The following is a 23471-nucleotide window of genomic DNA, read 5'->3' on the forward strand; positions in this document are numbered from 1 at the left end:
CGGGAGGCGAGGGCGGGCGCCGCGTCGCGCTCGGCCTCGCGGATGGCGGTGGCCACGCGTGCGGAGCGGTCGGCGGCGGCGCGGTGGCGCAGCACGGCCTCGGCGGCCTGCCAGGCGGAGTACAGGGTGCGCGCTTCGGTGAGTTCGCGGCGCTGGGCGGCGGCGCCCTTCTCGGCGACGGTGAGGGCCAGCGAGGCGTGCCGGTAGGCGAGTTCGGCGGCGATCAGTGAGCCGCGTCCGCGTCCGCGCTCGGCCTCGGAGACGGCGTGGGCGGCGGTGGTGACCCGCTGGGCGAGGTCGGCGGCCCGGCCGCGCTCGACGGCGGCGCGCACGGAGAGGCGGCGGGCGAGGCCGCGGGTGCGGCGCTCGGCCCCCGCGTGCACGTCACGCGCGCGTGCCCGGGTGGCGGTGGCGTCGACGATGCGGGTGAGCAGGTCGACGGAGCCCGCGGTGAAGTCGCGCTCGGCGGTGAGTTCGGCGCGCCGCCCCAGCTTGTTGCCGAAGCCGCTGACCAGGTCGGCGAGTCCGTCGGTGTCGCGGGTGTCGGTGACGGCGCGCAGCAGCAGGTCGGTGAAGTCGGAGTCCTTCTTGACCGCGAAGAGACCGGCGGCCTCACCCTCGTCCGCGTTCATCTCGCGCTGGTAGCGGAAGAGTTCGGGGTCGAGGCCCAGGTCGCCCAGGTGCTCGTTCCAGCGGTCGTGGATCTCCTCCCAGTACACGTCGAGGTGCGGGTAGGCCTTGCCCGCGTCGGTGAGCGCGTCGCGGAAGCCCTTCATGGTGCGGCGCCGTCCGCGCGCGCCGGAGGCCCCTTCGGCCGCGGGGCGCATCGAGGTGGCCTCGGCGACCGGGAGGGAGTCCAGGCTGAGGCCCGGTCCGGGCCGGAAGGAGTACCAGGCCTCGGCGAACTTGCGCGGGTCGTTGGAGACCTGCCGGCCGCGCCACTCGCTGACCTTGCCGACGACGACGAGTTCACCGGTGAGGGTGTGCTGCCACTCCAGCGCCACGTGTCCGCAGTCGTCGGCGAGCAGGAACTTGCGGAGCACGCCGGAGCTGGCGCCGCCCAGGGTGTTGCGGTGGCCGGGCAGCATCACCGAGAAGATCAGCTTGAGCAGTACGGACTTGCCGCCGCCGTTCTCCAGGAAGAGCACGCCCGCGGGCGCGGGGCGGCGCGGCGGGCCGACCGGCTCGTCCTCGAAGAACTCCGCCTGGGTGGGGGCGGGGTCGGGCACGGGCTCGCCGACGCCCCGCAGGTCCAGCACGGTGTCGGCGTAGCGCGCACCGGCGGGGCCGATGGAGTAGAGGCGGACCCGGGACAACTCGTACATGGCGGCGGACTCTCGTCGTCTGTGGGGGCGGTTACGCGTGGAAGGGCAGGCCGGCGTCGGCGGCGAGTTCGAGGTCGTCGCCGTCGGGGGCGGGCACCAGGGTGGCCGTGCCGTCGGTGACGGGGACGACGCCGAGGTCGAGTAGCTCGGCCATGGCGGCGCTGCCGGCCATGTCGCGGACCTGGAGCTGGTAGCGGGCGGTGGTGCGGTACGCGCCTCCGGCGTCGTCGCCGGTGCGCTGGAGGAACCCGGAGTCGGTGAGGAAGGCGACGGCCTTGCCGACGATGCCGGTGGTGGAGCCGGCCAGCCGGCGGGCGTCCTTGGTGGCACCGGTGGCGCTGCGGCGCGCGTAGACGCGCCAGGCGGCTTCGAGGCCGGGGGCGTCGCTGGCGGGGTCGGTGTTCTCGCCGAGCTCGTCGGCGCGCTCCTCGAGGCGCCGGCAGGCCTGGCGTACGAAGGCGTCAATGCCGTTGACCGTGACGCGGCCGATGTACCCGTCGTCGGCGAGGTCCTCGGGGCGCGGGAACGCCATGGCGGCGACGGCCAGGTGGGCCAGGCCGTGCAGGAAGCGGTCGGCGGACTCGGCGGAGGCGCGACGCGCGTAGTCGCCCATGCGGACGGCGAAGACGGAGTCCTCGGCGGCGGTGACGGCCATCCCCGCGCGCGGGGAGACCTCCAGGACGACGAGGCCGAGTCCGGCCGCGACGGCGTCGGCCAGGCGCGCGAAGGCGGTCTCCTCGCGGTAGCGGCGCAGCAGGTCGGCGTACTCCTGGTCGCGGGCCGGGAGGAGCTTGGGCTGGAGGCCGAAGGAGACGAGCCGGGCCGCGTCGGCGGCGTCGGCGGGCGTGAGGGGACGGCCGGCGGCGCGCGGGGCGGGCGCCGCGTCGGGCTCGTCGTACCCGCCGCGGTCGTACGGGGTCCCGGCCGCGCCGCTCCCGTCGTACGGCGCCGCGTCGTACCGGGTCGCGTCGTCGCCGGTGCCCGTGTACGCGTCCCGGCCGGGCGTGCCGTCCCCGGCGTCCGCCGCGACGCCGTCGTGCGCGGTGGGCGCCGGGGCCTCGGCCTCGTCCCCGAACGCGTGCTCGGCGTGCTGGTCGGTCACTGGGAGGTCTCCTCGGTCGGCGCCGGTGCGGCGGGGGTGGTCCTGGTGCTGGTCCTGGTGCGCGCGGGGGCCGGGTTCTCCCGGTCGGCGGCCATGCCGGAGGCGTCCAGCAGCGCGGTGCCCACGATCAGGTCGGCGCCGCCGAACTCCGGGTCGTCCAGGAGCGTTCCGTCGTCGACGGCGAAGAGCAGGCGCTCCTCGCCCTGGCGGTAGGCGGTGCCGACCGGCGGGCTGGCGGCGTGTATGGCCAGCAGCGCCACCAGGTAGGGCAGGTCCGGGTCGGTGCGGCGGGCGTCGGCGAGCAGTCCGGAGAGGCGGCGCGGGGCGTCGTCGGGGACGTCGAGCAGCTCCATGGCGACGGCCAGCTGCTCCTCGCTGAAGCGGCTGTCGTCGGGGGTGGCGATCAGGTCGGGCTCGGGCATCTCGGCGCCCAGGTGCTCGCGCTCGGCCGGCGGGGTGAGCAGCATCTCGACGAGGTCGCCCACGCGGACGGCGGCCGGGGTGCGCGGGCCGGTGCCGCGGGCGAAGAAGGCGTCGGTGACACGGACGGCGTCGCGTACGGGCAGCGGGAGCAGCGGGGCGACCAGCTGTCCGTACAGGTCGAGGCCCGAGCGGGCGGTGGTGTGGGCGAACGCCTGGCGGTCCTGCTCGGCGCGGAACAGCGGGCCGGCCTCCAGCAGGCGGGACTGCAGCTGGGTGTGGCGGCGGATGCAGTCCTTGACGATGTCGACGAGCTCGGCGGCGCGGCGCTTGTGCTCGTGGTCCTCGGCCTCGTCGCGCGCCTTGCGGATGTTCGTCAGGATCGCGTTCTCGTGGCGGTAGCGGTCGGCGACGTGGTCCAGCGCCTCGGCGATCATGTCGGGGACGGTCTGGAGCCAGTCGACCGCGCGTACGTTGCGCCGGGTGGCCTCCAGGGTCCGGCGGAGGGTCTCGGCGTACTGCACGGTCCGGTAGCGGGCCTGTTCGGCGGCGAGCTGGGCGTCGGCGAGGCGGCCCCTGCTGATCAGGACCTCCAGCTTGACCTCGGCGGCGATCTGGGCGCTGGTGACGTCGGTGTCCAGGGCTCCGACCAGCACGTTGACGGCCTCGTCGGTGGTGCGCAGGTAGACCCCGCCGCCGTATCCCGGGACCTCTTCGATCAGCTTGAAGTCGTAGTCCCTGCGGACGTAGATCCCGTCGGTGCCGAAGGTGCCGTAGACGGCGCGGAAGCCGCGGTCGACGCTGCCGACGTTGACCAGGTTCTCCAGGACCCAGCGCGCCACCCGCTCGTGCTCGGCGGCGGGGCGGCCGGGGGCCTGGGCGGCGACGCGGGGCAGCAGCCGGGCGACGATCTGCTCGTGGTCGGCGCCGGTGTCGAAGTCCATGTTCAGGGTGACGAGGTCGATGGCGGCGAGGGCGACCTCCGCCATCGCGTACACCGAGTACTCGCCGGCGAGCATCGCCTTGCGGGAGTCAAGGTCGTGCAGCGGCGCGGTGCACGCGAGCGCGCGCAGCCGGCGCGCGAGCCCTTCGTCGGCGGCCGGGCCCATGGCGGGCCTCGGCCCCGCGCTGAGCTGGGGCGCCGCGGTTCCCGTCGGTTCCGTCGAGGCAGGCGAAGTCACGCAGCACAGATTAGGTCCTCGCACTGACAACGGTCGAAACGGCGCAGATGCGACCGGGCGCCCGGGCCGTCCCCGCACGCCCCCGGGCGGGGCGGGGGACGCCGTGGCGTGCCTTGGGGGAGGGCAGGCGGGCGGCGGGGCCCGTGCGTCCTGCCGGGGTCAGACGAGCCCGGCGTAGACCTCGACGAGCTGGGTGCGGGAGTCGTCGAGGTAGGCGGCGAGCAGGGCCTCCGCCTCGGCCCGGCGCCCCGCCCGCAGGGTGTCCAGGATCTCCCGGTTGCGTGCGAGGTAGGGCTCGTGCAGCCGCTGGGGGTCGGCCACCACGTGGAAGGCGAGGCGCAGTTCGGCCAGGACTCCGCGCATCAGCTCGTCGGTGCGTGCGCTGCCCGCGAGGGCGACCAGTTCGCGGTGGAAGTGGATGTTGGCCGTGGACACGCCCTTCCAGTTCCCGGCGCGGGCCGCGGCCAGGCCCTCGGCGACGGCGGCGGCCAGTGCGTCGAGCGCGAACGGCGGCTCACCCAGGCCGTGCACGACGGCGCACTCGACCAGCCTGCGGGTGCGGTAGATGTCCACGACGTCGTCGACGGCGAGGACGCGCACGAAGACCCCGCGGTTGAGCTCGTGGACCAGCAGCCGCTCGTGGGTGAGCAGGCGGAAGGCTTCGCGCAGGGTGTTGCGGGAGACCTTGAGGGCGCCGCCGATGCCCTCCTCCGACAGTCGGGTGCCGGGCGGGAAGTAGCCCTCGGCGACGCGGGTGCGCAGGATGTCCGCGACGCGTTCGGCGGTGCTGGTGCGCCCGAGCAGCGCCCGGTCGTCGGCCAGTTCGCCGAGGCCGGGGCCTCCGGTCCCCTGTGCGCCGGTCGCCTGTGCGCCCACGGTTCCCCACTCTCCCTCGGCCGCCCGCCGCCGGGCGCGTGCGCCCATCGTAGGAGCAGCGGAGGGACGGACGGAGGGAAGAAGGGCGGGGAGGCGGGAACGAGCGGACAAGACTCTTGTCGGATCGTTCAACAATCCTCTACGTTGTGACGCACGGCACGGCTCCGCACCCCTCCCCCCTCTGCGAGGTGCACATGAGCACGACACGCGAACGAGCGGCACAGGACCCGATCCCCGACGAGCAGGGCGCGTTCGGCTGGCTGCGCGCGCTCGGACCACGCGGCCGACGGGCCTTCGCCGGTGCCTTCGGCGGCTACGCCCTGGACTCGTACGACTTCTTCACCCTGCCGCTCGGCATGGTGGCGATCTCCGCCTACTTCGCCCTGGACAAGGGCCAGACGGGGCTGCTGACCACCGTCACCCTGGTCGTCTCCGCGATCGGCGGCGCGCTCGCCGGGATCCTCGCCGACCGCATCGGCCGCGTCCGGGCCCTGATGATCACGGTGGGCACCTACGCGCTGTTCACCGTGGCGTGCGGCTTCGCGCCCGACTACGAGACGCTGATGGTCTTCCGCGCGCTGCAGGGCCTCGGCTTCGGCGGCGAGTGGGCGGTCGGCGCGGTCCTGGTCGCCGAGTACGCCGGCGCCCGCCACCGGGGCCGCACCCTGGGCGGCGTGCAGAGCGCCTGGGCGGCCGGCTGGGCACTCGCCGTGGTCGTCTACACGGTGGTCTTCCAGTTCGCCGACGGCGACCTCGCCTGGCGGATCATGTTCTGGACCGGCGCGCTGCCCGCCCTCCTGGTCGTCTACGTCCGCCGCAACGTCGAGGACGCCCCGCGGGCCGCCGCCGCGCGCGAGGCGGACGCCACCCGCGGTTCGTTCGCCGCGGTCTTCAGGGGCCCGCTGCTGCGCACCACGCTGTTCGCCGTACTGCTGTCGACCGGGGTGCAGGGCGGTTACTACACACTGGCCACCTGGGTGCCCACCTACCTCAAGGACGAGCGCGGCCTGACCGTCGTCGGCACCGGCGGCTATCTGGCGTTCCTGATCTCCGGGGCGTTCGCCGGGTACCTCACGGGCGGCTACCTGACCGACCTGCTCGGCCGCAAGCGCAACATCGCCCTGTTCGCGGTACTGTCCGCCGCCTGCATCCTCGTGTACACGCACCTGCCCGCGGACGCGGACGGACTGCTGCTGGTGCTCGGCTTCCCGCTGGGCTTCTGCATGTCGGCCATCTTCAGCGGTTTCGGCTCCTTCCTCTCCGAGCTGTACCCGACAGCCGTACGGGGCACGGGACAGGGCTTCACGTACAACACCGGCCGCGCCGTGGGCGCCTTCTTCCCCACCCTGGTCGGCTTCCTCGCCGACAGCTGGGGCGTGGGCGGGGCGCTCGTCTTCGGTGCGATCGGCTACGCGCTCGCCGTCCTGGCCCTGTTCGGACTTCCCGAGACCCGTGGCAAGGAGCTGGTGTGAACCCCGCGCTCACCCCTGCGGCCGACACGCGCGCGGGCGACACCTCCCCGTGGGCGCGCCGGGCGGGATGCTGGTCACCGACGTCCGCGACGCGCACCACCGCGTCGCCCGACCGGAGAGGGTTCCCGCCATGACCTGGGCCTCCATCGACCTCAACGCCGACCTCGGCGAGGGGTTCGGCCGCTGGACGCTGACCGACGACGAACAGCTGCTGTCCGTCGTGACCAGCGCGAACGTCGCCTGCGGCTTCCACGCCGGCGACGCCGTCACCATGCGGCGGGTGTGCGAGCGCGCCGTCGAGCGCGGCGTGCGGATCGGCGCCCAGGTCTCCTACCGCGACCTGGCCGGCTTCGGCCGCCGCGCCATGGACGTGCCCGCCGGGGAACTGGCCGCGGAAGTCGCGTACCAGATCGGCGCGCTGGAGGTGTTCGCGCGGGCGGCGGGCGCACGCGTGTCGTACGTGAAGCCGCACGGCGCGCTCTACAACCGGGTGGTGCACGACGAGGACCAGGCCCAGGCGGTCGTCGACGGCGTCCTGCTGACCGGCGAGCGGCTGCCGCTGCTCTGCCTGCCCGGCTCACGGCTGCACGCCATCGCGGAGAAGGCCGGACTGCCGCCGGTCTCCGAGGCGTTCGCCGACCGCGCCTACACCGCGCACGGGACCCTGGTGCCCCGTGGCACGGAGGGCGCCGTGCTGAGCGACGGGGAGGCCATCGCCGAACGCTGCGTCAGCCTGGCCCGGTTCGGCACCGTCACCTCGATCGACGGCAAGCCGGTACCCGTACGGGCACGTTCGCTGTGCGTGCACGGCGACACCCCGGGCGCGGTCGGCACGGCGCGACGGGTGCGGGCCGGCCTGGAGGCGGCGGGCGTGCGCGTGGAGGCGTTCGTATGAGGGCGCTGCCCGTGGGCGCACGGGCCCTGCTCGTCGAACTGTCCACCCCGGCCGAGACCCAGGCCCTGCACGCGGAGCTGCTGCGCCGCAGGGCCGCCGGGACGCTGCCGCCCGTGGCGGAGGTCGTCCCGGCCGAACTGACGGTGCTGCTGGACGGTCTCGACGATCCCGCGCGGCTGGCCGCCGAGCTCCCCGGCTGGCGGGTGCCGCCCGCGCCCACGCGCGCGGTGGACGCGGTGGTGCTGCCCGTGCGCTACGACGGGCCCGACCTCGCCGACGTGGCCGCGCTGTGGGGGGTGAGCCCCGAGGCGGCGGTACGGATCCACACGGGCACCGTCTTCCGGGTGGCGTTCTGCGGGTTCGCGCCCGGCTTCGGCTACCTGACCGGGCTGCCCGCCCGGTACGCGGTACCGCGCCGCCCCACGCCCCGTACCGCCGTCCCCGCCGGGTCCGTCGCCCTGGCGGGCCCGTACACGGGCGTCTACCCGCGTTCCTCGCCCGGCGGCTGGCAGCTCGTCGGACGCACCGACGCCGTGCTGTGGGACACCGCGCGCGAACCCGCCGCGCTGCTGTCCCCGGGCGCCGAGGTCCGCTTCACGGTGGAGGCCCGGTGACCGACCGCGCCGTCGCGGTGGTCCGTGCCGGGGCACTGACCACGGTGCAGGACCTGGGCCGCCCCGGCCACGCGCACCTGGGGGTGCCGCGCTCAGGGGCCCTGGACCCCGCCGCCCTGCGGCTGGCCAACCGTCTGGTCGGCAACGCGCCGGACGCGGCCGCCCTGGAGACCACCGTCGACGGCACCGCCCTGCGCCCCCGCTGCCCGGTGACCGTCGCCGTCCTCGGCGCGCCCTGCGCGGTACGGGTCGACGGCCGCCCGGCCGCCTGGGGCGCCCCGGTCACCGTCGCGGCGGGCGCCGTGCTGGACGTGGGCCCGGCACTGCGCGGGCTGCGCGCGTACGTCGCCCTGGCCGGCGGCCTCGCCGTCCCGCCGGTCCTCGGCAGTCGCTCCACCGACCTGCTCTCGGGGCTGGGGCCGCACCCCCTCGGGGACGGCGAGGTCCTGCCACTGGGCCCGGTGACCGCGCCCCCCGCACGCGTGGACACCGCCTGCTGTCCGGCGCCGCCCGGGGAGCTGGTGCTGCGGGTCCGGCTGGGGCCGCGGCACACCTGGTTCACGGACGCGGCCCTGCGCACCCTCACCACGCGCGCGTACCGGGTCTCCGCCGCCTCCAACCGGATCGGGCTGCGCACCGAGGGGCCGGCCCTGGAGCGGTCCCGCGCGGGCGAGCTGCCCAGCGAGGGGATGGTGCTGGGCGCCGTACAGGTACCGCCGGACGGACGGCCCGTGGTGTTCCTGGCCGACCATCCGACGACCGGGGGCTACCCGGTGGTCGCGGTGGTCGACGAGAGGGACCTGGGAGCGGCCGCGCAGGCCGTGCCGGGCACGCCCGTGCGGTTCGTGACCGGCCGCTGAGCGGCGCGCCGCCGGTGCCCTGCCGCTCATCCCTCGGCGACGGCCAGCGGACCGTCCGGGGTGACCGCCGCGAGGGCGGCGCCCAGGGCCCGTTCCGCCCGCTGGTCGAGGCGGGCGCTGGTGCCGCGCGCCCAGTGCCGTACCTCCGCCCCCGCCATGCCCACCAGTTGCGGCAGCAGATCGGTGCAGCGCCGGGCCACCCAGCCGGTCCCGGCGGTCGCCAGCCACAGCAGGGTCTCGCTCCGGCCCGGCGGCGGCCGGTGCGGGTCCCGGCCGGGCCCCGGGCCGTGCGCGAGGCCCCGCCCGGCGAGCTCGCCGTGGAACCGGGAGGCGATCGTGCGGTGCCCCCGCTCCCCCGGGTGAAGCCGGTCCGCGCTCCACAGCGCCCGGTCGGCCACCCAGGCGGCGTCCGCGGTGTGCAGGTGCACGGCCTCGTACCGCTCGGACAGGGCGTGCACCACCGCGTTCACCGCCCGCTGACGGCGGGCCAGCGGGCGGGCCAGTGGTCCGGGCAGACCGAGCATCGCCCCCGGGTCGGGCAGGCACGCCGTCAGGAGCAGCGCGCCGCGCGCGCTCAGCCCGGCGCACACCCCGTCCAGGCGCACCGCGAACGCGCCGATGTCGAAGGACGCCCGCAGGGTGTCGTTGACGCCGACGACCACGGAGGCGATGTCCGGGGCGAACTCCCGGGCCAGTGGCGCCTGTCGCTCGGCCACGTCGCGGCTCTGGGCGCCGCTGACGGCGAAGTTGCGGAACTGTGCGGGCCGTTCGCCGTCGCCCAGGTACTCGGCGAGCAGCGCCGCCCAGCCCCGCCACCCGCCGTCCACCGGATCGCCCACCCCGGCGGTCAGCGAGTCCCCCAGGGCCGCGAAGCGCAGGGCGTGCGTACTCATGCCGGCAGCCCTCGCGCCGGTGTCCGCGCGTCCGGCGCGCGGACCGCCCGTACCGGTGCCTCGTGCGCGGCCAGGAAGGCGTCCACGGACCGCTGCCAGCCGAACAGCCCGGCCCGGGCCCTGGCCGCGTCCCGGCGCGCCCGCTCGGGCCTGGACAGCAGCTCGGCGACCGCGTCGGCGAAACCCCGGGCCCCGTCGGGCGCCGCGAGGCCCGCGTCGCCGATCACCTCGGGCAGCGCGGAGGAGGCGCTGGCCACCACGGGCGTCCCGCAGGCCAGTGCTTCCAGGGCGGACAGTCCGAAGGTCTCGGCGGGCCCGGGGGCCAGGCACACGTCGGCGCTCGCCTGGAGGGCGGTGAGTTCGGCGCGGTCGGCGAGGTACCCCAGGAAGTGCACCGGCAGCCGCTCCTGGCGGGCCCTGCGCACCAGCGAGGGGCGCAGCGGGCCGTCCCCCGCCACCACCAGGACGGCGTCCACCGCGCGCGTGCGCAGTTCGGCGAGGGTGTCCAGGGCGGCGGCCGGGCGCTTCTCCACGGACAGCCGGGAGCACATCAGGAGCAGCACCTGTCCACCGCGCGCGTAGCGCTCGCGCAGCACCTGCGAGCGGCGCCGCGGGCAGCAGCGCTCCAGGTCCACTCCGAGGGGCGCCCGTACGACGTTGCGGGCGCCCAGCCGTACGAACTCCCGCTCGGCCCACTCGGTGGTGCACACCACGCGTGAGTACGCCCAGGCGGTACGGCGGTTGAGCCGGTCCGCGGAGCGGGCGGCGAGGCCGGGTGGGACGCCCCAGGTGCGCAGGACGCCGTCGGCGGTCTCGTGGGAGACCATCACGGACGGCACGCGGGCGCGCCGGGCCCATTCGCCGGTCCAGCGCAGGGTGGTGCGGTCGGAGACCTCCAGGCGGTCCGGGGCGAGCCGTTCCAGGAGCCGGGTCAGGGCGCGCCGGTCGGCCAGGACGCGGTAGCCGCCGGTCCCGGGCAGCATCGGGCCCGGCAGGGTGATCACCCGGCCCTGTGCGGTCTCCTCGTCGCCGGGGCGCCCACCGGGAACGATCAGGACGGGTGCGTGTCCGGCGGCGAGGTAGCCGCGGCCCAGTTCGCCCAGGGCGGTGCGCAGGCCGCCGGAGGAGGGGGTGACGAAGTTGGCCATCCGTACGATCCGCAGCCCGTTCACGCCGCCACCTCCGCGCGCGCGTGCAGGACGCTCTCGTAGTGGCCGAGCAGTTGGTCGCCGACGGCGCTCCAGGTGCGGTCCTGGACGGCGGCCCGTCCGGCCGTCCCGTACGCCGTGCGCAGGGCGGGGTCGGCGGCCAGCGCGGCGACGGCGGCGCGGAGGGCGCCGGGGTCGTCCGGGGTGACCAGCAGTCCGGTGCGGCCGTGCGCGACCAGGTCGAGCGGCCCGCCCGCCGCGGGGGCGACGACGGGAACCCCGCTGGCCATGGCCTCCTGGACGGTCTGGCAGAACGTCTCGTAAGGGCCGGTGTGCGCGAACACGTCGAGCGAGGCGAACAGCCGGGCCAGGTCCTCGCCCGTGCGCCTGCCCAGGAAGTGCGCTCCGGGCAGCTGTCCGCGCAGGGTCGGGCCACTGGGCCCGTCGCCGACCACGACGACTCGGACGCCCGGCAGGCCCTGGAGACCGGCGAGCAGGTCGACGCGCTTCTCCGGGGCGAGCCGGCCGACGTAGCCGACCAGCAGCTCGCCGCCGGGCGCCAGTGCGCGGCGCAGCGCCTCGTCGCGCAGGGCGGGCCGGAAGCGCCCGGTGTCGACGCCCCGGGGCCACAGGCGCACCCGGGGCACGTCGTGCGCGGCCAGGTCGGCGACGGCCGCGCCGGACGGGGCCAGGGTGAGGTCGGCGGCGGCGTGCACGGCCCGGATGCGCCGCCAGGCGGCCGCCTCGCCCGCGCCCACGTACATGCGCGCGTAGCCGCCGAGGTCGGTCTGGTAGACGGCGACGGCGGGCAGCGCGAGCCGGGCGGCGGCCGCCATGCCGCGCACCCCGAGGACGAACGGGCTGGCCAGGTGGACGAGTTCGGCGCAGTGCTCGGCGATCGCCGCGGCGACGCGGCGGCTGGGCAGTGCGACGCGTACCTGGGGGTAGCCCGGCAGCGGGAGGGAGGGGACGCGGACGACGCGGCAGGGCGCCGTCGTGTCCGTGTCGTGGGGGGTGCTCGCGGCCCCGGCCGGGGCCGGGGCTATGACGAGCGGTTCGTGGCCGCGCCGGACCAGGTGCAGCGCGGTCTGGTAGGCGCAGTGCGCCACTCCGTTGACGTCGGGAGGGAAGGACTCGGTGACGATGACGACACGCATACCCGTGTTGTCGTCGCGCCCGGGGTGGCCCGGCCAACGTGGATCTTTCCGTGCGTCGAACGTCCCATGAGCGTTTGTGCCTCAGGGTGTCCGTTCGCGTACGCGCGCGTGGCGCTCTTCGCTCACATGGCGGCGGGATCCGTACCGATCCGGCTGCGCACCGCGGTCTGCACCTCGTCCTCCTCGGCGGGGTCGGCGGCGAGCCTGCGCAACCGCTCCGCAACGCGTACGTCACCGGTCTCGGCGTGCAGCGCGGCGACCTCGCGGGTGGTCTCCTCGCAGTCCCACAGGCACTCCACCGCGAACCCGGTGGCGAACGAGGGGTCGGTCGCGGCCAGCGCGCGGGCGGCGCGGCCGCGCAGCTGGGAGGAGGCGGTCTCGCGGTACACGTGCCGCAGCACGGGGGCCGCGCAGACGATCCCGAGCCGTCCGGCGCCGTCCACGAGCCGGTACAACGCCTGGGCGTCGGGGCCGTCGGACCGTACGGTCTCGCGCAGCGCCCCGAGGACCAGCTGGGCGTCCTCGTGGCCGCCGCGGCAGGCGAGCACGCCCGCCGCGCTGGCGCCGAGGGCGTCGGGCCGGTGCACCCAGCCGCGCGCCCGGTCCACGGCCTCTTCGCCGCACATCCGCTCGAACGCGGCCACGGCCGCCTCGGCGACGGTGCGGGAGGGACTGCCGGCGGCCGCCTCGATCAGGTCCAGCACGGCCGGGTCCCGGGACTCGGCCAGGTAGTGCAGGGAGGCGCTGCGCGCCCCGTCACCGCCGTCGCGGGCGGCCTCCACGATCCGCTCGCGGTCCTCGGGCCCGGCGACCGCGTTCAGGCAGCGGGCGGCGGGCAGGTGCAGGGCGCTGCCCCGCTCCAGGCCCTGCTCGGCCCACTCGAACACGGCTTCGACGCTCCAGCCGGGCCGCGGCCCGGTGGGGCTCAGCTGGCGCTGCCAGCGGTCGAAGGAGCCCTGTTCACGGGCGGCACGCACGCGTGCCCCCACGGCTTCGCGCCGGTCCTCGGCCCACAGACGCCACGGCCGGGGCTCGAAGGCGTCCCGCACGGTCGCGGCGAGATCGGCCTCGCCCCGCGCGGTCAGCGGGAACCTGGCGAGCACCGGCAGGGCCAGGGCGCGCAGGCCAGCGTCGTCGTCGCGCAGGGCCAGCTCGTCCAGGGCCCAGGCCCAGTTCGCGCCGGTGGCCGCGTAGCGCCGTAGGAGCCCCAGGGCGTCCTCGCGGCCGTACGAGGCGAGGTGGCCCAGGACGGCCAGGGACAGGCCCGTGCGCTCCTCGGCGTCGTCGAGCCGGTCGTCGGCCGAGAACAGGTGGCCCTCGATCTCGTCGAGGCCTCCGTCGAGATCCAGGTACAGGCGCGCGTAGTACAGCGATCGGTTCTCGACCTGCCAGTCGTGGCGCGGGTCGTGGAGAACGCAGTGGTCAAGGGCGGCCAGGGCCTCGTCGCGGGGGGCGGCGAGCGCGTGCAGCGTGCCGTCGCCGCGGCCCCTCTGCAGCAGGCCGAGCAGTGTGCCGCTCGGCGCTATGACTGGATCGAACATGGAAAGTGCCTCACATCAAGCTGTCGACGCAACCGGTGATTCCGGAAAGGGGTGATCGCCTAGGCCACGCGGCAACATGCTCGGCTGCCCGTCTGCATCTGCTTGGTGCAAGTCATCTTCCTCTGCCTCTCGTCCGTGGCCCCGTGCGGGCTCGACGACGTCATGATGACCCAGCCATTTCGCCACCGCGACCACATTTACGGCACGCCCTCACCTGCTGTTCAGCGCTCGTTCACCCGTGCGCGAAGAGCTCGAGGAGGTCCGTCTTCCCAAACATCCGCGCGGTATCCACCGCGGACGGAGTTCCGGCCTCCGGATCGGCGCCGCCCTTCAGGAGCGCGTCGATCACCGCGCGCTCGCCCTTGAAGACGGCCCCGGCGAGCGGGGTCTGCCCCCGGTCGTTGGCGCGATCCGCGTCGCCACCGCGCGCGAGGAGGGCGGTCACCGCCTCCGGGTGCCCGTGATAGGCGGCGAGCATCACCAGGGAGTCGCCCCGGTCGTTGGTGAGGTTCACGGGCACGCCTGCGTCGACGTACGCCGCGAGGGCTTCCGCGTCGCCGTGCCGCGCCAGGTCGAAGACCTTCGACGCCAGCTCGACGACCTCGGGATCCGGGGCCTCGCTCATCGGACGACCGCCTTTCAGTGCCGGGGGGTGCGGGTGGGCCGGTGCCCGTACGCCGGAGTGCGCCGCCGTACGAGTGAATCGACAGGGTACTGCCCGCACGGCGACATGAGGCGGCCGTACGGCGGCAAAGATCACCGCGAACGGAACCAACCGCTCCGTCTGCTGGTGCGACCGCGTCCCGGGCCACCCTCCGGTGTCCGCCAGTCCAGTGAAATCATCGATATTTCACTCGATTGCACCTTTTGTCATATAGATACTTTCCGTAAGCCTGGAAGAACTCATGGTGACTGTCCCCTCGACCAGGAGAACCCCCAATGATCCTGTCCATCTCAGGCGTCGTACTGCTCGGCATCATCGTCTTCCTCTTCTTCCGGAAGGACGGCCTCAAGGCATCCCACGCGCTGGTCTGCGCCCTCTTCGGCTTCTACCTCGCGGGCACGGCCATCGCCCCGAGCATCAAGGCCGGCGGCGCGAGCCTCGCCAGCCTCCTGGGCGGGATCAAGTTCTGATCCGCCCCGCCCCCTTCCACGACATCAGGAACACCAGGAGCACCACGTGGCCCGGCGACCACTCCCCCGCATTCTGAGCAGCGGCAGCGCCCGCGTACTGAGCAGCGGCAGCGCTCAGATCGCGCGCGGTCGAGAGATCGCGCGCACGGCCGCCGACAGCGCCACCGACGTCCTCCATCCGCTGATCACGGTCTCCCGGGGTCTGCGGAAACTGGCCGCGACGGCCAAGGCCAAGTGGGCCGCGACCCCCAAGGAGCGGCGCGGTCCCACGCTGTTCCTGGCCGCGGCCTGCGTCCTGGTCGTCGCGCTCATCCCGTACGGACCGCTCCTCGCGATCATCACGGTGATGGGAGCGGCCGCGTGGAAGGGGCGGGAGCGCCCCGTCGTGAAGACGGGGCCCGACGAGGCGGAGGTCGAACGGCTCCAGGCGCTGTACGAGGCGCTCGTGCCGTACTTCTCCGTCCCCGAGGACCCGAGTCCGCTGTTCGCCCACGGCGGGGACTGGGCGGGCGCACTCAGCGACTACGAGTTCGACGGCAACGGGCGCATGAGCCGGGTACGCGTGAAGTACCCGGCGTACTTCACCGACGGCGAGGCCGAGTCGCGCGCACGCATCGAACAGCTGCTGCACGCGAAGTCAGGGCGCGGCCGCGAGTACCTCTTCGACTGGGACGAGGAGGGCAACCAGCTCGTCATGAGCGTGCTGCCCGCCCTGTCCACGGGGATCGCCGCCCAGCACTTCGTCACGGTCCCCGGCGAGACCGTGCTCGGCTTCACCGACCCCGGCGCCGTACAGCGCACCGTGCCGGTCGTCGACGGCGACGAGACGCGCGACGCGCCGCCCGTGGTCTGGCGCACCGGACCGCGCTCCACGGAGCCGCACCTGCTGGTCGTCGGCCAGCCCGGCAGCGGCACCACCAGCCTGCTGCGCTCCATCGCCCTGCAGGCCCTCCAGCACGGAGACGTGCTGATCATCGAGGGCAGCGGCACCGGCGAGTACGCGTGCCTGACCGGCCGCACGGGCGTCCTCGCCGTCGAATGCGGCCTCGCGGGCGCCCTGGCCAGCCTCGAATGGGCGGCCCACGAGACGGAGCGCCGGCTGATCTCCGCCAACCGGGCCCGGCAGGCGGGCCACCCGGTCCCCGAGGACACCAAGCGTCCGCTGTGGATCCTGCTCGACCGGCCCAGCGTCTTCGCCCACCTCGCGGCGGCCGACGGCCGCACCGACCCGCAGCAGCTCCTCCAGGTCCCGCTGCGGCACGGGCGCGCGGCGAACGTGACCGTGGTGGTCAGCGAACAGTTCGACACCGAGGACGTGCTCAGCGAGCCGGTACTCGGCCACACGCGCGCGCGTGTGGTGCTGGGCCCGGCCGCCCCGGAGGAGATCGAGCACGTACTGGGCGCGGCCCCGCACACGACGCCGACGCCGGACGTCCCGCCGGGGCGCGGGTACGCGCGCCTGGGCACGGGACCGGTGCTCCGGCTCCAGGTGCCGGCCACTCCCGACCCGTACGACGACGCGACCAGCGAGACGCACCGGCAGGCGGTGCTCGACCTGCTGCCGGAACGGCAGACGGCACTCGACGCGACGGACATGGAGACGGGCGCGGAGACGGGCGTGGAGCAGGCGCCTGCGGAGGACGAGGAGGCGGACACCGCTCCGGTGGAGGCGGTGGCGGGGAAGGTGCGGATGGAGAAGGGGTGAGGTGGGGGACGGTGGGCCGGGGGTGGGCTGACGGATGACAGACGGCAGATGACGGATAACCCTTGACGGCTGACAGATTTCATCATCTGTCAGCCGTCAAGCGTTATCCGTCATCTGTCAGCCGTCAGCTGTCGTCCACCAGCCGTTTGCCGTCGTCCGTCAGTTGCCAGCTGCCAGCGGTCATCCGTCAGCTGTCATCCGTCACGCCACGAACGTCCGCGGGCTCTCCGCCCCCGCTCCTCCCGCGCCCGTCGCCACGAGGCGGGCCGCTTCCGCGAGGCGGGACGCCGCTTCTTCGGCGACCCGGCCGCCGACCGTGAACGGCAGCCGGACGTACCCCTCGAAGGCACCGTCCACGCCGAACCGGGGACCCGAGGGCACCCGGACTCCGACGCGCTCGCCGACCTCCGCGAGCCGGGAGCCGGACAGGCCACCCGTGCGGACCCAGAGGGTCAGGCCGCCGCGCGGGACCTCGAACTCCCAGGACGGCAGCTCCCTGCGGACCGCCGCGACCAGCGCGTCCCGGTTCTCCCGCGCCTGCGCGCGGCGCAGGCCCACGGCCTCCTCCCAGCCGCCGGTGCGCATCAGCCAGTTGACCCCGAGCTGTTCCAGGACGGGCGTGCCGAGGTCGGCGTAGGCGCGGGCGGCGACGAGGGAGCGGATGACGTCGGGGGCGGCGCGGACCCAGCCGATGCGCATGCCGGCCCAGAAGGCCTTGCTGGCGGATCCGACAGTGAGGACGGTGCTGCCCGCAGGGTCGAAGGCGCAGACGGGGCGGGGCAGGTCGTCGGCGCCGTCGTCGAGGTGGAGTTCGGACATGGTCTCGTCGACGACGAGGACGGTTCCGGCGGAGCGGGCGGCCTCGACGAGCTGGCGGCGCTGGTCCTCGCCGGCGAGGGCGCCGGTGGGGTTGTGGAAGTCGGCGACGACGTACGCGAGGCGGGGGGCGGCGTCGCGCAGGACCTGGCGCCAGCGGGTGAGGTCCCAGCCCTGGAGGCCTTCGGCCATGGCGACCGGGACGAGGCGGGCGCCCGCCTCGCGCATGAGCTGGAGGATGTTGGCGTAGGAGGGCGATTCGACGGCGATGCGTTCGCCGCGGCCGGCGAAGAGGTGGCAGATGGCGTCGATGGCGCCCATGGCGCCGGTGGTGACCATGATCTGTTCGGGCATGGTCGGGATGCCGCGACGGGTGTAGCGGTCGGCGATGGTGCGGCGGAGGTCGGGCAGGCCGGCGGGGTAGTCGCCGTGGGTGTGGGCGTAGGGCGGGAGTTCTTCGAGGGCGCCCTGGACGCTGCGGGTGAGCCAGGGTTCGGGTGCGGGCAGGGCGGCGCAGCCGAGGTCGATCATGGAGCCGAGGGCTTCGGGCGGGAGGGGTTCGAGGCCGCGGGCGGGCAGGGGGTTGCCTGCGGGGACGGCGGTCCAGCTGCCGGCGCCGCGGCGGGATTCGAGGAAGCCTTCGCTGCGGAGGGCTTCGTAGGCGGCGGCGACGGTGGTGCGACTGACGGCGAGGGCGAGGGCCAGTTCGCGTTCGGCGGGGAGCCGGGCGGCGACGGGCACGCGTCCTTCGAGGACGAGGAGGCGGATGCCGTCGGCGAGGGCGCGGTAGGCGGGGGGCTTGCGGGTGCCGGGGGTGGTGGGGCGTGGTTGTTGGGCGCTCAGCTGGCGCGCGAGCTGTGCGGGTCCGACGGCGGAGGTCCACTGTGCCATTTTTTCGGTCCACCTTCCCGGGATTGGCCCTGGTTGGTGTGCCGGGCCCGGCCACAGGGTGTCATGTGTCGGTCCACTTTCTCCACTGGGGGTTCTGATGTCACTGGTTTCCGGTCTGCGGGCGGCCGTGTCGGGTCCGCGGCTGCCGCGGCGGCTGGTGCAGTTGTACGCGGGCTTGGTGGTGTACGGGGTGAGTTCGGCGGTGCTGGTGCGCGGGGGGCTCGGTCTGGAGCCGTGGGGTGTGTTGCACCAGGGGCTTTCGGAGTTGTCGGGGCTGTCGATGGGGGTGGTGTCGATCGTGGTGGGGGCGGTGGTGCTGCTGCTGTGGGTGCCGCTGCGGGAGCGGCCGGGGCTGGGCACGGTGTCGAACGTGTTCGTGGTGGGGTTGGCGATGGACGGGGCGCTGGCGGTGCTTCCAGGGGTGGAGTGGCTGCCCGGGCGCGTGGGCCTGATGGTGGCGGGTGTGGTGCTGAACGGCGTGGCGACGGGCCTGTACATCGCGGCGCGGCTGGGCCCGGGGCCACGGGACGGTCTGATGACGGGGTTGCACCGGCGTACGGGCTGGTCGGTGCGGCTGGTGCGGACGCTGATCGAGGTCGCGGTGGTGGCGACGGGGTCCGCGCTGGGTGGTTCGGTGGGGGTGGGGACGGTGCTGTACGCGCTGGCGATCGGGCCGCTGGCGCAGTTGTTCCTGCGGGTGTTCGCCATCGGGGGCGGGGAGTCCGGCAGCACGGTGGTCGCTTCCGCGCCATCGGGGCGGGCGATACTGCGGCGGTGACTGATCTTCGCCGTGGCGCGCGCCGCCATCCGTATCTGGACCATGGTCTGCCGATCCCGTTCGCGCACCGGGGTGGTGACGCGGACGGTCTGGAGAACACGGCGGCCGCGTTCCACCGCGCGCGTGGGCTGGGGTTCCGTTATTTCGAGACGGATGTGCACACGACGGCGGACGGGCGTCTGGTGGCGTTCCACGACGCGACGCTGGACCGGGTGACGGACGGGAGCGGCCGGATCTCGGCGCTGCCGTGGAGTGCGTTGCGCGGGGTGCGGGTGGCGGGGCGGGAGCCGTTGCCGTTGTTCGAGGAGCTGCTGGAGGAGTTTCCGGACGCGCGCTGGAACGTGGATCTGAAGGCGGAGTCGGCGCTGGTGCCGCTGGTGGAGCTGGTGCGGCGTACGGGTGCGTGGGACCGGGTGTGCGTGGGGTCGTTCGCGGAGGGTCGGGTGGCCCGGGCGGCGCGGCTGGCGGGTCCGCGGCTGGCGACGTCGCTGGGGGTGCGGGGGGTGGCGGCGTTGCGGCTGCGCTCGTGGGGGGTGCCGGTGCCGGTGCGTACGGGGGTGGTGGCGGCGCAGGTGCCGGTGGCGCAGGGCGGGGTGCCGGTGGTGGACGGCCGCTTCGTGCGGGCGGCGCACGCGCGCGGGCTGCAGGTGCATGTGTGGACGGTGAACGATCCGGCGCGGATGGGTGAGCTGCTGGATCTGGGGGTGGATGGCATCATGACCGATCATCTGGAGGCGCTGCGTTCGGTGCTGGTGGACCGCGGTCTGTGGTCCTGACCGGGGTGGTGTGTCGTGCGGGGCGAGTGAGGGGGCGCGGCTGTGAACGCGGGTACCACGGAGTCGGCCGGACCTTCGTCGGGGTCGTCGGCGGAGCGCAGGCGTGAGCAGCGGGGCTGGTACTTCTACGACTTCGCCTGTTCGGTGTATTCGACGAGTGTGCTGACGGTCTTCCTGGGGTCGTATCTGACGTCGGTGGCGAAGGCGGCGGCGGATGCGGAGGGTTATGTGCATCCGTTGGGGATTCCGGTGCGGGCGGGTTCGGTGTTCCCGTACGCGGTGTCGGTGTCGGTGGTGCTGGCCGTACTGGTGATGCCTCTGGCGGGGGCGGCCGCTGACCGGAGGGGTCGCAAGAAGCCGTTCCTGGCGGCTGCCGCGTACGTGGGTGCGGCGGCGACGACGGGGATGTTCTTCCTGGAGGGTGAGCGTTATCTGCTGGGGGCGTTCCTGCTGATCGTGGCGAACGCTTCGGTGGCGGTGTCGATGGCGCTGTACAACGCGTACCTGCCGCAGATCGCGGAGCCGGACGAGCGGGACGCGGTGTCGTCGCGCGGGTGGGCGTTCGGGTACACGTCCGGGGCGCTGGTGCTCGTACTGAATCTGGTGCTGTATTCGGGGCACGACTCGTTCGGCGTGTCGGAGGGTACGGCGGTGCGGATCTGTCTGGCGTCGGCGGGTCTGTGGTGGGGGGCGTGGACGCTGGTGCCGTTGCGCCGGCTGCGGGACCGTGCGGTGGCGCCGGGGGGTGAGGGTGCGGTGGGCGCGGGCTGGCGGCAGCTGGTGGCGACGTTGCGGGACATGCGGCGGCATCCGCTGACGCTGTCGTTCCTGTTGGCCTACCTGGTCTACAACGACGGGGTGCAGACGGTGATCTCCCAGGCGTCGGTGTACGGGTCGGAGGAGCTGGGCCTGTCGCAGTCGACGTTGATCACGGCGGTGCTGCTGGTGCAGGTGCTCGCGGTGGCGGGGGCGCTGGGGATGGGCCGTCTGGCGAGGTCGTACGGGGCGAAACGGACGATCCTGGGGTCGCTGGCGGTGTGGACGGTGATCCTGGTGGCGGGTTATTTCCTGCCGTCGGGGGCGCCGGTGTGGTTCTTCGTGCTGGCGGCGGCGATCGGTACGGTGCTGGGCGGCAGCCAGGCGCTGTCGCGTTCGCTGTTCTCGCACCTGGTGCCGCGGGGCAAGGAGGCGGAGTACTTCTCGGCGTACGAGATGAGTGACCGTGGGTTGAGCTGGTTGGGTCCATTGGTGTTCGGGTTGGCGTTCCAGCTGACGGGGAGCTACCGGGACGCGATCATTTCGCTGGTGGTCTTCTTCGTGGTGGGATTCGTGCTGCTGGCGCGGGTACCCGTGAGGCGTGCGGTGGAGGCGGCGGGGAATCCCGTACCCGCTCGGATCTAGTTGCGATTTAGACGCGGGCGCGGCGGGGCGGTAGTGTACGCCTTTGGCCTGCCAGGCGGACCGTTACTGCGTGCTTAAGAAGTGAAGACGCTGGGTGACATCTGATGTCAGATGTGACAAACCGGGCACTGGTGGGTACAACAAGGGGCGGCACGACGGGCGACGCATGACCCGCAACGGGAATCTTTACCGCCGACCGGACGTTGACCGGATGACGACGACAGCGACACCTGTCCTGTGGGCGACAAGCCCGGGAGGCACGATTCATGAGTGAGCGAGCTCTTCGCGGCACGCGCCTCGTGGTGACCAGCTACGAGACCGACCGCGGCATCGATCTGGCCCCGCGCCAGGCGGTGGAGTACGCATGCGAGAAGGGGCATCGTTTCGAGATGCCCTTCTCGGTCGAGGCGGAGATTCCGCCGGAGTGGGAGTGCAAGGTCTGCGGGATCCAGGCACTCCTGGTGGACGGAGACGGTCCCGAGGAGAAGAAGGGCAAGCCGGCGCGTACGCACTGGGACATGCTCATGGAGCGGCGTACGCGTGAGGAGTTGGAGGAGGTGCTGGCCGAGAGGCTGGCCGTCCTGCGCTCCGGCGCGATGAACATCGCCGTTCATCCGCGGGACAGCCGCAAGTCCGCCTGACCGCGTAGCGACACCGCGTTCAGCAGCAAGGCCGAGGGCCCCGGCACACATCAGGTGTGTGACCGGGGCCCTCGGCCTTTCGCGCGTACGCCGCGCGGTCCTTCGCCGCCCCACCGGGCCGCGCCGCGCTTTCATCGCGTACGCGCCCGTGAGCGCCGTCCTGCGGGCGTCGGGCAAGGGGACGGCCCCGCGGGCTCCCCCGGTGGTCCGGGGGCCTTCACGGGGCCGTGGGTGCGCTCAGGGCGTCAGGGGCGGGAACGGGCCCGCGGCGTCGGGGCGTCCCGGCGGCGGGGCGTCGTCCCGGATGACCTCGCCCTGTACGACCTTGCCGTCCGGGCGGTGCATGCGGGCCTGCTGGAAGGCGTTGCCCAGGGTGCCGGGGGCGGCGGCGCCCATCCGGCGGTCCAGGGCCCGGTCGGCGTACCGGCCGAGCAGGGAGCGCAGCGGGGGCAGGAGCAGCAGCAGGCCGGCCGCGTCGGAGAGCAGGCCGGGGATCATCAGCAGGATGCCGCCGAGCATCAGGAAGCCGTTGCGGCCCGCCTCGGGGCCGGCGGCCGGAGCGGCGCCGGACTGCTGCTCGCGCAGCGTGTCGGTGAGCGTGCGGAAGGCGCGGCGGCCGGCCTTCTTGATGACGTAGCCGCCCAGGACGGCGCCGCCGACCAGGAGCAGGAGGACGAGGAGGGCACCTCCCGCCCGGGCCACCAGGGTGAGCAGCCAGATCTCCAGGACCAGCCAGGCGGCCACGCCGAGCGGGAGGAGGGTGCGGGCGCGGGAGCGCTTGCGGGTGGTGGGGGGCGGTGCGCCGGTCGTCATGCTTCCAGTGTGCCTGGGAGCGGTGTAAGCCGTGGATCAAGATCGACGAGGTGCGGGTCACAGGGCCCGGCCGGACGGTCGGTCGCTCCCCCGGCGGGCCGGGTCAGGTCTGCTTGCGGCCCAGGAGCTTGGCCGCGCGGGACTCCACGCCCCAGGCGGTGACGCGCCAGAGTGCCTCGACGACGATGTCGTTGCTCATCTTGGAGTCGCCGCGCTCGCGCTCGACGAAGGTGATGGGGACCTCGACGACGTGGAATCCGGCGGCGACGGCGCGGCGGGCGAGGTCGACCTGGAAGCAGTAGCCCTGGGAGGCGACCTGGTCCAGGCCGAGGCCTTCGAGGGTGGCGCGGCGGAAGGCGCGGAAGCCGCCGGTGACGTCGCGGATGGGGACGCCGAGCAGCATGCGGGAGTAGGTGGAGCCGCCGCGCGAGAGGATCTCGCGGTGCTTGGGCCAGTTCACGACGCGGCCGCCGGGGACCCAGCGGGAGCCGAGGACGAGGTCGGCGCCCTTGAGGGCGGTGAGCAGGCGCGGGAGTTCCTCGGGCTGGTGGGAGCCGTCGGCGTCCATCTCGACGAGGACGTCGTAGTCGTGGTCGATGCCCCACTGGAAGCCCGCGAGGTAGGCGGCGCCGAGGCCTTCCTTGCCCTTGCGGTGCAGGACGTGGACCTGGGTGTCCTCGGCGGCGAGTTCGTCGGCGAGCTTGCCGGTGCCGTCGGGGCTGTTGTCGTCGGCGACCAGGACGTGCGCCTCGGGGACGGACTCGCGCACCCGGGCGACGATGGGCTTGATGTTGTCGGCCTCGTTGTAGGTGGGGATGATCACCAATGCTCTGCCGAGCGGGCCGTAACGCCTCTGGCCACCGTCGTTCACTGCTGCTGCCCCTTAACGTCCGTACACAGGGACCCCACCTTAGCGAGCCGTGCGGGCGGGTCGCGTCGGCGCGGGGGTGGTGTCGTACGACGATCGGGAAACGTGATGGCCGCCGCTGCGGCGGGGTGCTGCGGATCGGGGCCCGGAGTCCTTCGGGCCGA

Annotated in this window: 20 protein-coding genes and 2 pseudogenes; 10 read left to right on the top strand and 12 right to left on the bottom strand. The window is 74.1% G+C overall.

Going from position 1 to position 23471, the window contains the following annotated elements:
- The 4 genes and pseudogenes from ABT160_RS39050 to ABT160_RS39065 all read right to left on the bottom strand — a co-directional run.
- Window positions 1–1325 (bottom strand): annotated as a pseudogene (locus tag ABT160_RS39050) (hypothetical protein); the annotation flags it as partial.
- A 31-nt stretch (window positions 1326–1356) separates the two neighbouring features.
- Window positions 1357–2427 (bottom strand): hypothetical protein, encoded by a 1071-nt coding sequence (locus ABT160_RS39055; protein WP_351653266.1) that lies wholly within the window; start codon window positions 2425–2427, stop codon window positions 1357–1359.
- 68 nt (window positions 2428–2495) lie between these two features.
- Window positions 2496–4028, bottom strand: a pseudogene (locus ABT160_RS39060) (hypothetical protein); the annotation flags it as partial.
- Window positions 4029–4187: 159 nt separating this feature from the next.
- Window positions 4188–4904 carry a GntR family transcriptional regulator gene (locus ABT160_RS39065; RefSeq protein ID WP_351653268.1) on the bottom strand — a complete coding sequence of 239 codons (717 nt, stop codon included), beginning with the start codon at window positions 4902–4904 and terminating at the stop codon, window positions 4188–4190.
- Between the two features lie 194 nt (window positions 4905–5098).
- Here ABT160_RS39065 and ABT160_RS39070 point away from each other — a divergent pair, with 194 nt between their 5' ends.
- The 4 genes from ABT160_RS39070 (at window position 5099) to ABT160_RS39085 (ending at window position 8745) form a co-directional block, all read left to right on the top strand.
- Window positions 5099–6376 carry an MFS transporter gene (locus ABT160_RS39070; RefSeq protein ID WP_351653270.1) on the top strand — a complete coding sequence of 426 codons (1278 nt, stop codon included), beginning with the start codon at window positions 5099–5101 and terminating at the stop codon, window positions 6374–6376.
- 130 nt (window positions 6377–6506) lie between these two features.
- The gene (locus ABT160_RS39075) at window positions 6507–7271 is read left to right on the top strand and encodes a LamB/YcsF family protein (protein ID WP_351653272.1); all 765 of its coding nucleotides are present in this window, start codon (window positions 6507–6509) and stop codon (window positions 7269–7271) included.
- On the top strand, window positions 7268–7885 hold the full coding sequence (locus tag ABT160_RS39080) for a 5-oxoprolinase subunit B family protein (protein ID WP_351653274.1): 618 nt from the start codon (window positions 7268–7270) through the stop codon (window positions 7883–7885). Before ABT160_RS39075 ends, ABT160_RS39080 begins: the two co-directional genes overlap by 4 nt.
- On the top strand, window positions 7882–8745 hold the full coding sequence (locus ABT160_RS39085) for a 5-oxoprolinase subunit C family protein (RefSeq protein ID WP_351653276.1): 864 nt from the start codon (window positions 7882–7884) through the stop codon (window positions 8743–8745). Before ABT160_RS39080 ends, ABT160_RS39085 begins: the two co-directional genes overlap by 4 nt.
- 26 nt (window positions 8746–8771) lie before the next feature.
- Here ABT160_RS39085 and ABT160_RS39090 read toward each other — a convergent pair whose 3' ends face one another.
- From ABT160_RS39090 to ABT160_RS39110, 5 genes are all read right to left on the bottom strand, one after another.
- Window positions 8772–9638 carry an SGNH/GDSL hydrolase family protein gene (locus ABT160_RS39090; RefSeq protein ID WP_351653278.1) on the bottom strand — a complete coding sequence of 289 codons (867 nt, stop codon included), beginning with the start codon at window positions 9636–9638 and terminating at the stop codon, window positions 8772–8774.
- Window positions 9635–10810, bottom strand: a complete 1176-nt coding sequence (locus ABT160_RS39095; RefSeq protein WP_351653280.1) for a glycosyltransferase — start codon at window positions 10808–10810, stop codon at window positions 9635–9637. The genes ABT160_RS39090 and ABT160_RS39095 overlap by 4 nt, the downstream gene beginning before the upstream one ends.
- Entirely contained in the window at window positions 10807–11943 is a 1137-nt protein-coding gene (locus ABT160_RS39100; RefSeq protein ID WP_351653282.1) for a glycosyltransferase family 4 protein, read from the bottom strand. The genes ABT160_RS39095 and ABT160_RS39100 overlap by 4 nt, the downstream gene beginning before the upstream one ends.
- A 122-nt stretch (window positions 11944–12065) precedes the next feature.
- Window positions 12066–13484, bottom strand: coding sequence for a HEAT repeat domain-containing protein (locus tag ABT160_RS39105; RefSeq protein ID WP_351653284.1), 1419 nt, complete (start codon window positions 13482–13484; stop codon window positions 12066–12068).
- A gap of 232 nt (window positions 13485–13716) precedes the next feature.
- Window positions 13717–14109 carry an ankyrin repeat domain-containing protein gene (locus ABT160_RS39110; RefSeq protein ID WP_351653285.1) on the bottom strand — a complete coding sequence of 131 codons (393 nt, stop codon included), beginning with the start codon at window positions 14107–14109 and terminating at the stop codon, window positions 13717–13719.
- A gap of 314 nt (window positions 14110–14423) precedes the next feature.
- Between ABT160_RS39110 and ABT160_RS39115 the strand changes: the two genes are divergently transcribed.
- Window positions 14424–14618 carry a hypothetical protein gene (locus ABT160_RS39115; RefSeq protein WP_018534760.1) on the top strand — a complete coding sequence of 65 codons (195 nt, stop codon included), beginning with the start codon at window positions 14424–14426 and terminating at the stop codon, window positions 14616–14618.
- Between the two features lie 46 nt (window positions 14619–14664).
- Window positions 14665–16323, top strand: coding sequence for a hypothetical protein (locus tag ABT160_RS39120; protein ID WP_351653287.1), 1659 nt, complete (start codon window positions 14665–14667; stop codon window positions 16321–16323).
- Between the two features lie 201 nt (window positions 16324–16524).
- On the opposite strand, the gene ABT160_RS39125 is transcribed toward ABT160_RS39120, so the two are convergent.
- Window positions 16525–18030 (bottom strand): SCO1417 family PLP biosynthesis transcription factor, encoded by a 1506-nt coding sequence (locus ABT160_RS39125; RefSeq protein ID WP_351653289.1) that lies wholly within the window; start codon window positions 18028–18030, stop codon window positions 16525–16527.
- A 97-nt stretch (window positions 18031–18127) separates the two neighbouring features.
- Between ABT160_RS39125 and yczE the strand changes: the two genes are divergently transcribed.
- The 4 genes from yczE (at window position 18128) to ABT160_RS39145 (ending at window position 21626) form a co-directional block, all read left to right on the top strand.
- Window positions 18128–18808 (top strand): membrane protein YczE, encoded by a 681-nt coding sequence (gene yczE / locus ABT160_RS39130; protein WP_351653291.1) that lies wholly within the window; start codon window positions 18128–18130, stop codon window positions 18806–18808.
- Complete coding sequence (locus tag ABT160_RS39135) at window positions 18805–19584, top strand: glycerophosphodiester phosphodiesterase family protein (protein WP_351653292.1); 780 nt, start codon at window positions 18805–18807, stop codon at window positions 19582–19584. Before yczE ends, ABT160_RS39135 begins: the two co-directional genes overlap by 4 nt.
- Before the next feature lie 42 nt (window positions 19585–19626).
- On the top strand, window positions 19627–20985 hold the full coding sequence (locus ABT160_RS39140) for an MFS transporter (protein ID WP_351653294.1): 1359 nt from the start codon (window positions 19627–19629) through the stop codon (window positions 20983–20985).
- Between the two features lie 266 nt (window positions 20986–21251).
- Window positions 21252–21626 carry an RNA polymerase-binding protein RbpA gene (locus tag ABT160_RS39145; protein ID WP_015032218.1) on the top strand — a complete coding sequence of 125 codons (375 nt, stop codon included), beginning with the start codon at window positions 21252–21254 and terminating at the stop codon, window positions 21624–21626.
- A 237-nt stretch (window positions 21627–21863) separates the two neighbouring features.
- On the opposite strand, the gene fxsA is transcribed toward ABT160_RS39145, so the two are convergent.
- On the bottom strand, window positions 21864–22439 hold the full coding sequence (gene fxsA / locus ABT160_RS39150; protein ID WP_351653296.1) for an FxsA family membrane protein: 576 nt from the start codon (window positions 22437–22439) through the stop codon (window positions 21864–21866).
- A gap of 103 nt (window positions 22440–22542) precedes the next feature.
- Window positions 22543–23310 (bottom strand): polyprenol monophosphomannose synthase, encoded by a 768-nt coding sequence (locus tag ABT160_RS39155; RefSeq protein ID WP_351653298.1) that lies wholly within the window; start codon window positions 23308–23310, stop codon window positions 22543–22545.
- Window positions 23311–23471: the final 161 nt, after the last annotated feature.

Source organism: Streptomyces sp. NPDC001941, assembly GCF_040296945.1.
In the GTDB taxonomy this organism is placed as follows: Bacteria; Actinomycetota; Actinomycetes; order Streptomycetales; family Streptomycetaceae; genus Streptomyces.

Excerpts from the sequence above, each read along its gene's own strand:
- ABT160_RS39125 (WP_351653289.1), bottom strand. The coding sequence starts at position 18,030 with ATGGCACAGTGGACCTCCGCCGTCGGACCCGCACAGCTCGCGCGCCAG.
- ABT160_RS39090 (WP_351653278.1), bottom strand. The coding sequence starts at position 9,638 with ATGAGTACGCACGCCCTGCGCTTCGCGGCCCTGGGGGACTCGCTGACC.
- fxsA (WP_351653296.1), bottom strand. The coding sequence starts at position 22,439 with ATGACGACCGGCGCACCGCCCCCCACCACCCGCAAGCGCTCCCGCGCC.
- yczE (WP_351653291.1), top strand. The coding sequence starts at position 18,128 with ATGTCACTGGTTTCCGGTCTGCGGGCGGCCGTGTCGGGTCCGCGGCTG.
- ABT160_RS39080 (WP_351653274.1), top strand. The coding sequence starts at position 7,268 with ATGAGGGCGCTGCCCGTGGGCGCACGGGCCCTGCTCGTCGAACTGTCC.
- ABT160_RS39075 (WP_351653272.1), top strand. The coding sequence starts at position 6,507 with ATGACCTGGGCCTCCATCGACCTCAACGCCGACCTCGGCGAGGGGTTC.
- ABT160_RS39105 (WP_351653284.1), bottom strand. The coding sequence starts at position 13,484 with ATGTTCGATCCAGTCATAGCGCCGAGCGGCACACTGCTCGGCCTGCTG.
- ABT160_RS39145 (WP_015032218.1), top strand. The coding sequence starts at position 21,252 with ATGAGTGAGCGAGCTCTTCGCGGCACGCGCCTCGTGGTGACCAGCTAC.
- ABT160_RS39100 (WP_351653282.1), bottom strand. The coding sequence starts at position 11,943 with ATGCGTGTCGTCATCGTCACCGAGTCCTTCCCTCCCGACGTCAACGGA.
- ABT160_RS39070 (WP_351653270.1), top strand. The coding sequence starts at position 5,099 with ATGAGCACGACACGCGAACGAGCGGCACAGGACCCGATCCCCGACGAG.
- ABT160_RS39110 (WP_351653285.1), bottom strand. The coding sequence starts at position 14,109 with ATGAGCGAGGCCCCGGATCCCGAGGTCGTCGAGCTGGCGTCGAAGGTC.
- ABT160_RS39115 (WP_018534760.1), top strand. The coding sequence starts at position 14,424 with ATGATCCTGTCCATCTCAGGCGTCGTACTGCTCGGCATCATCGTCTTC.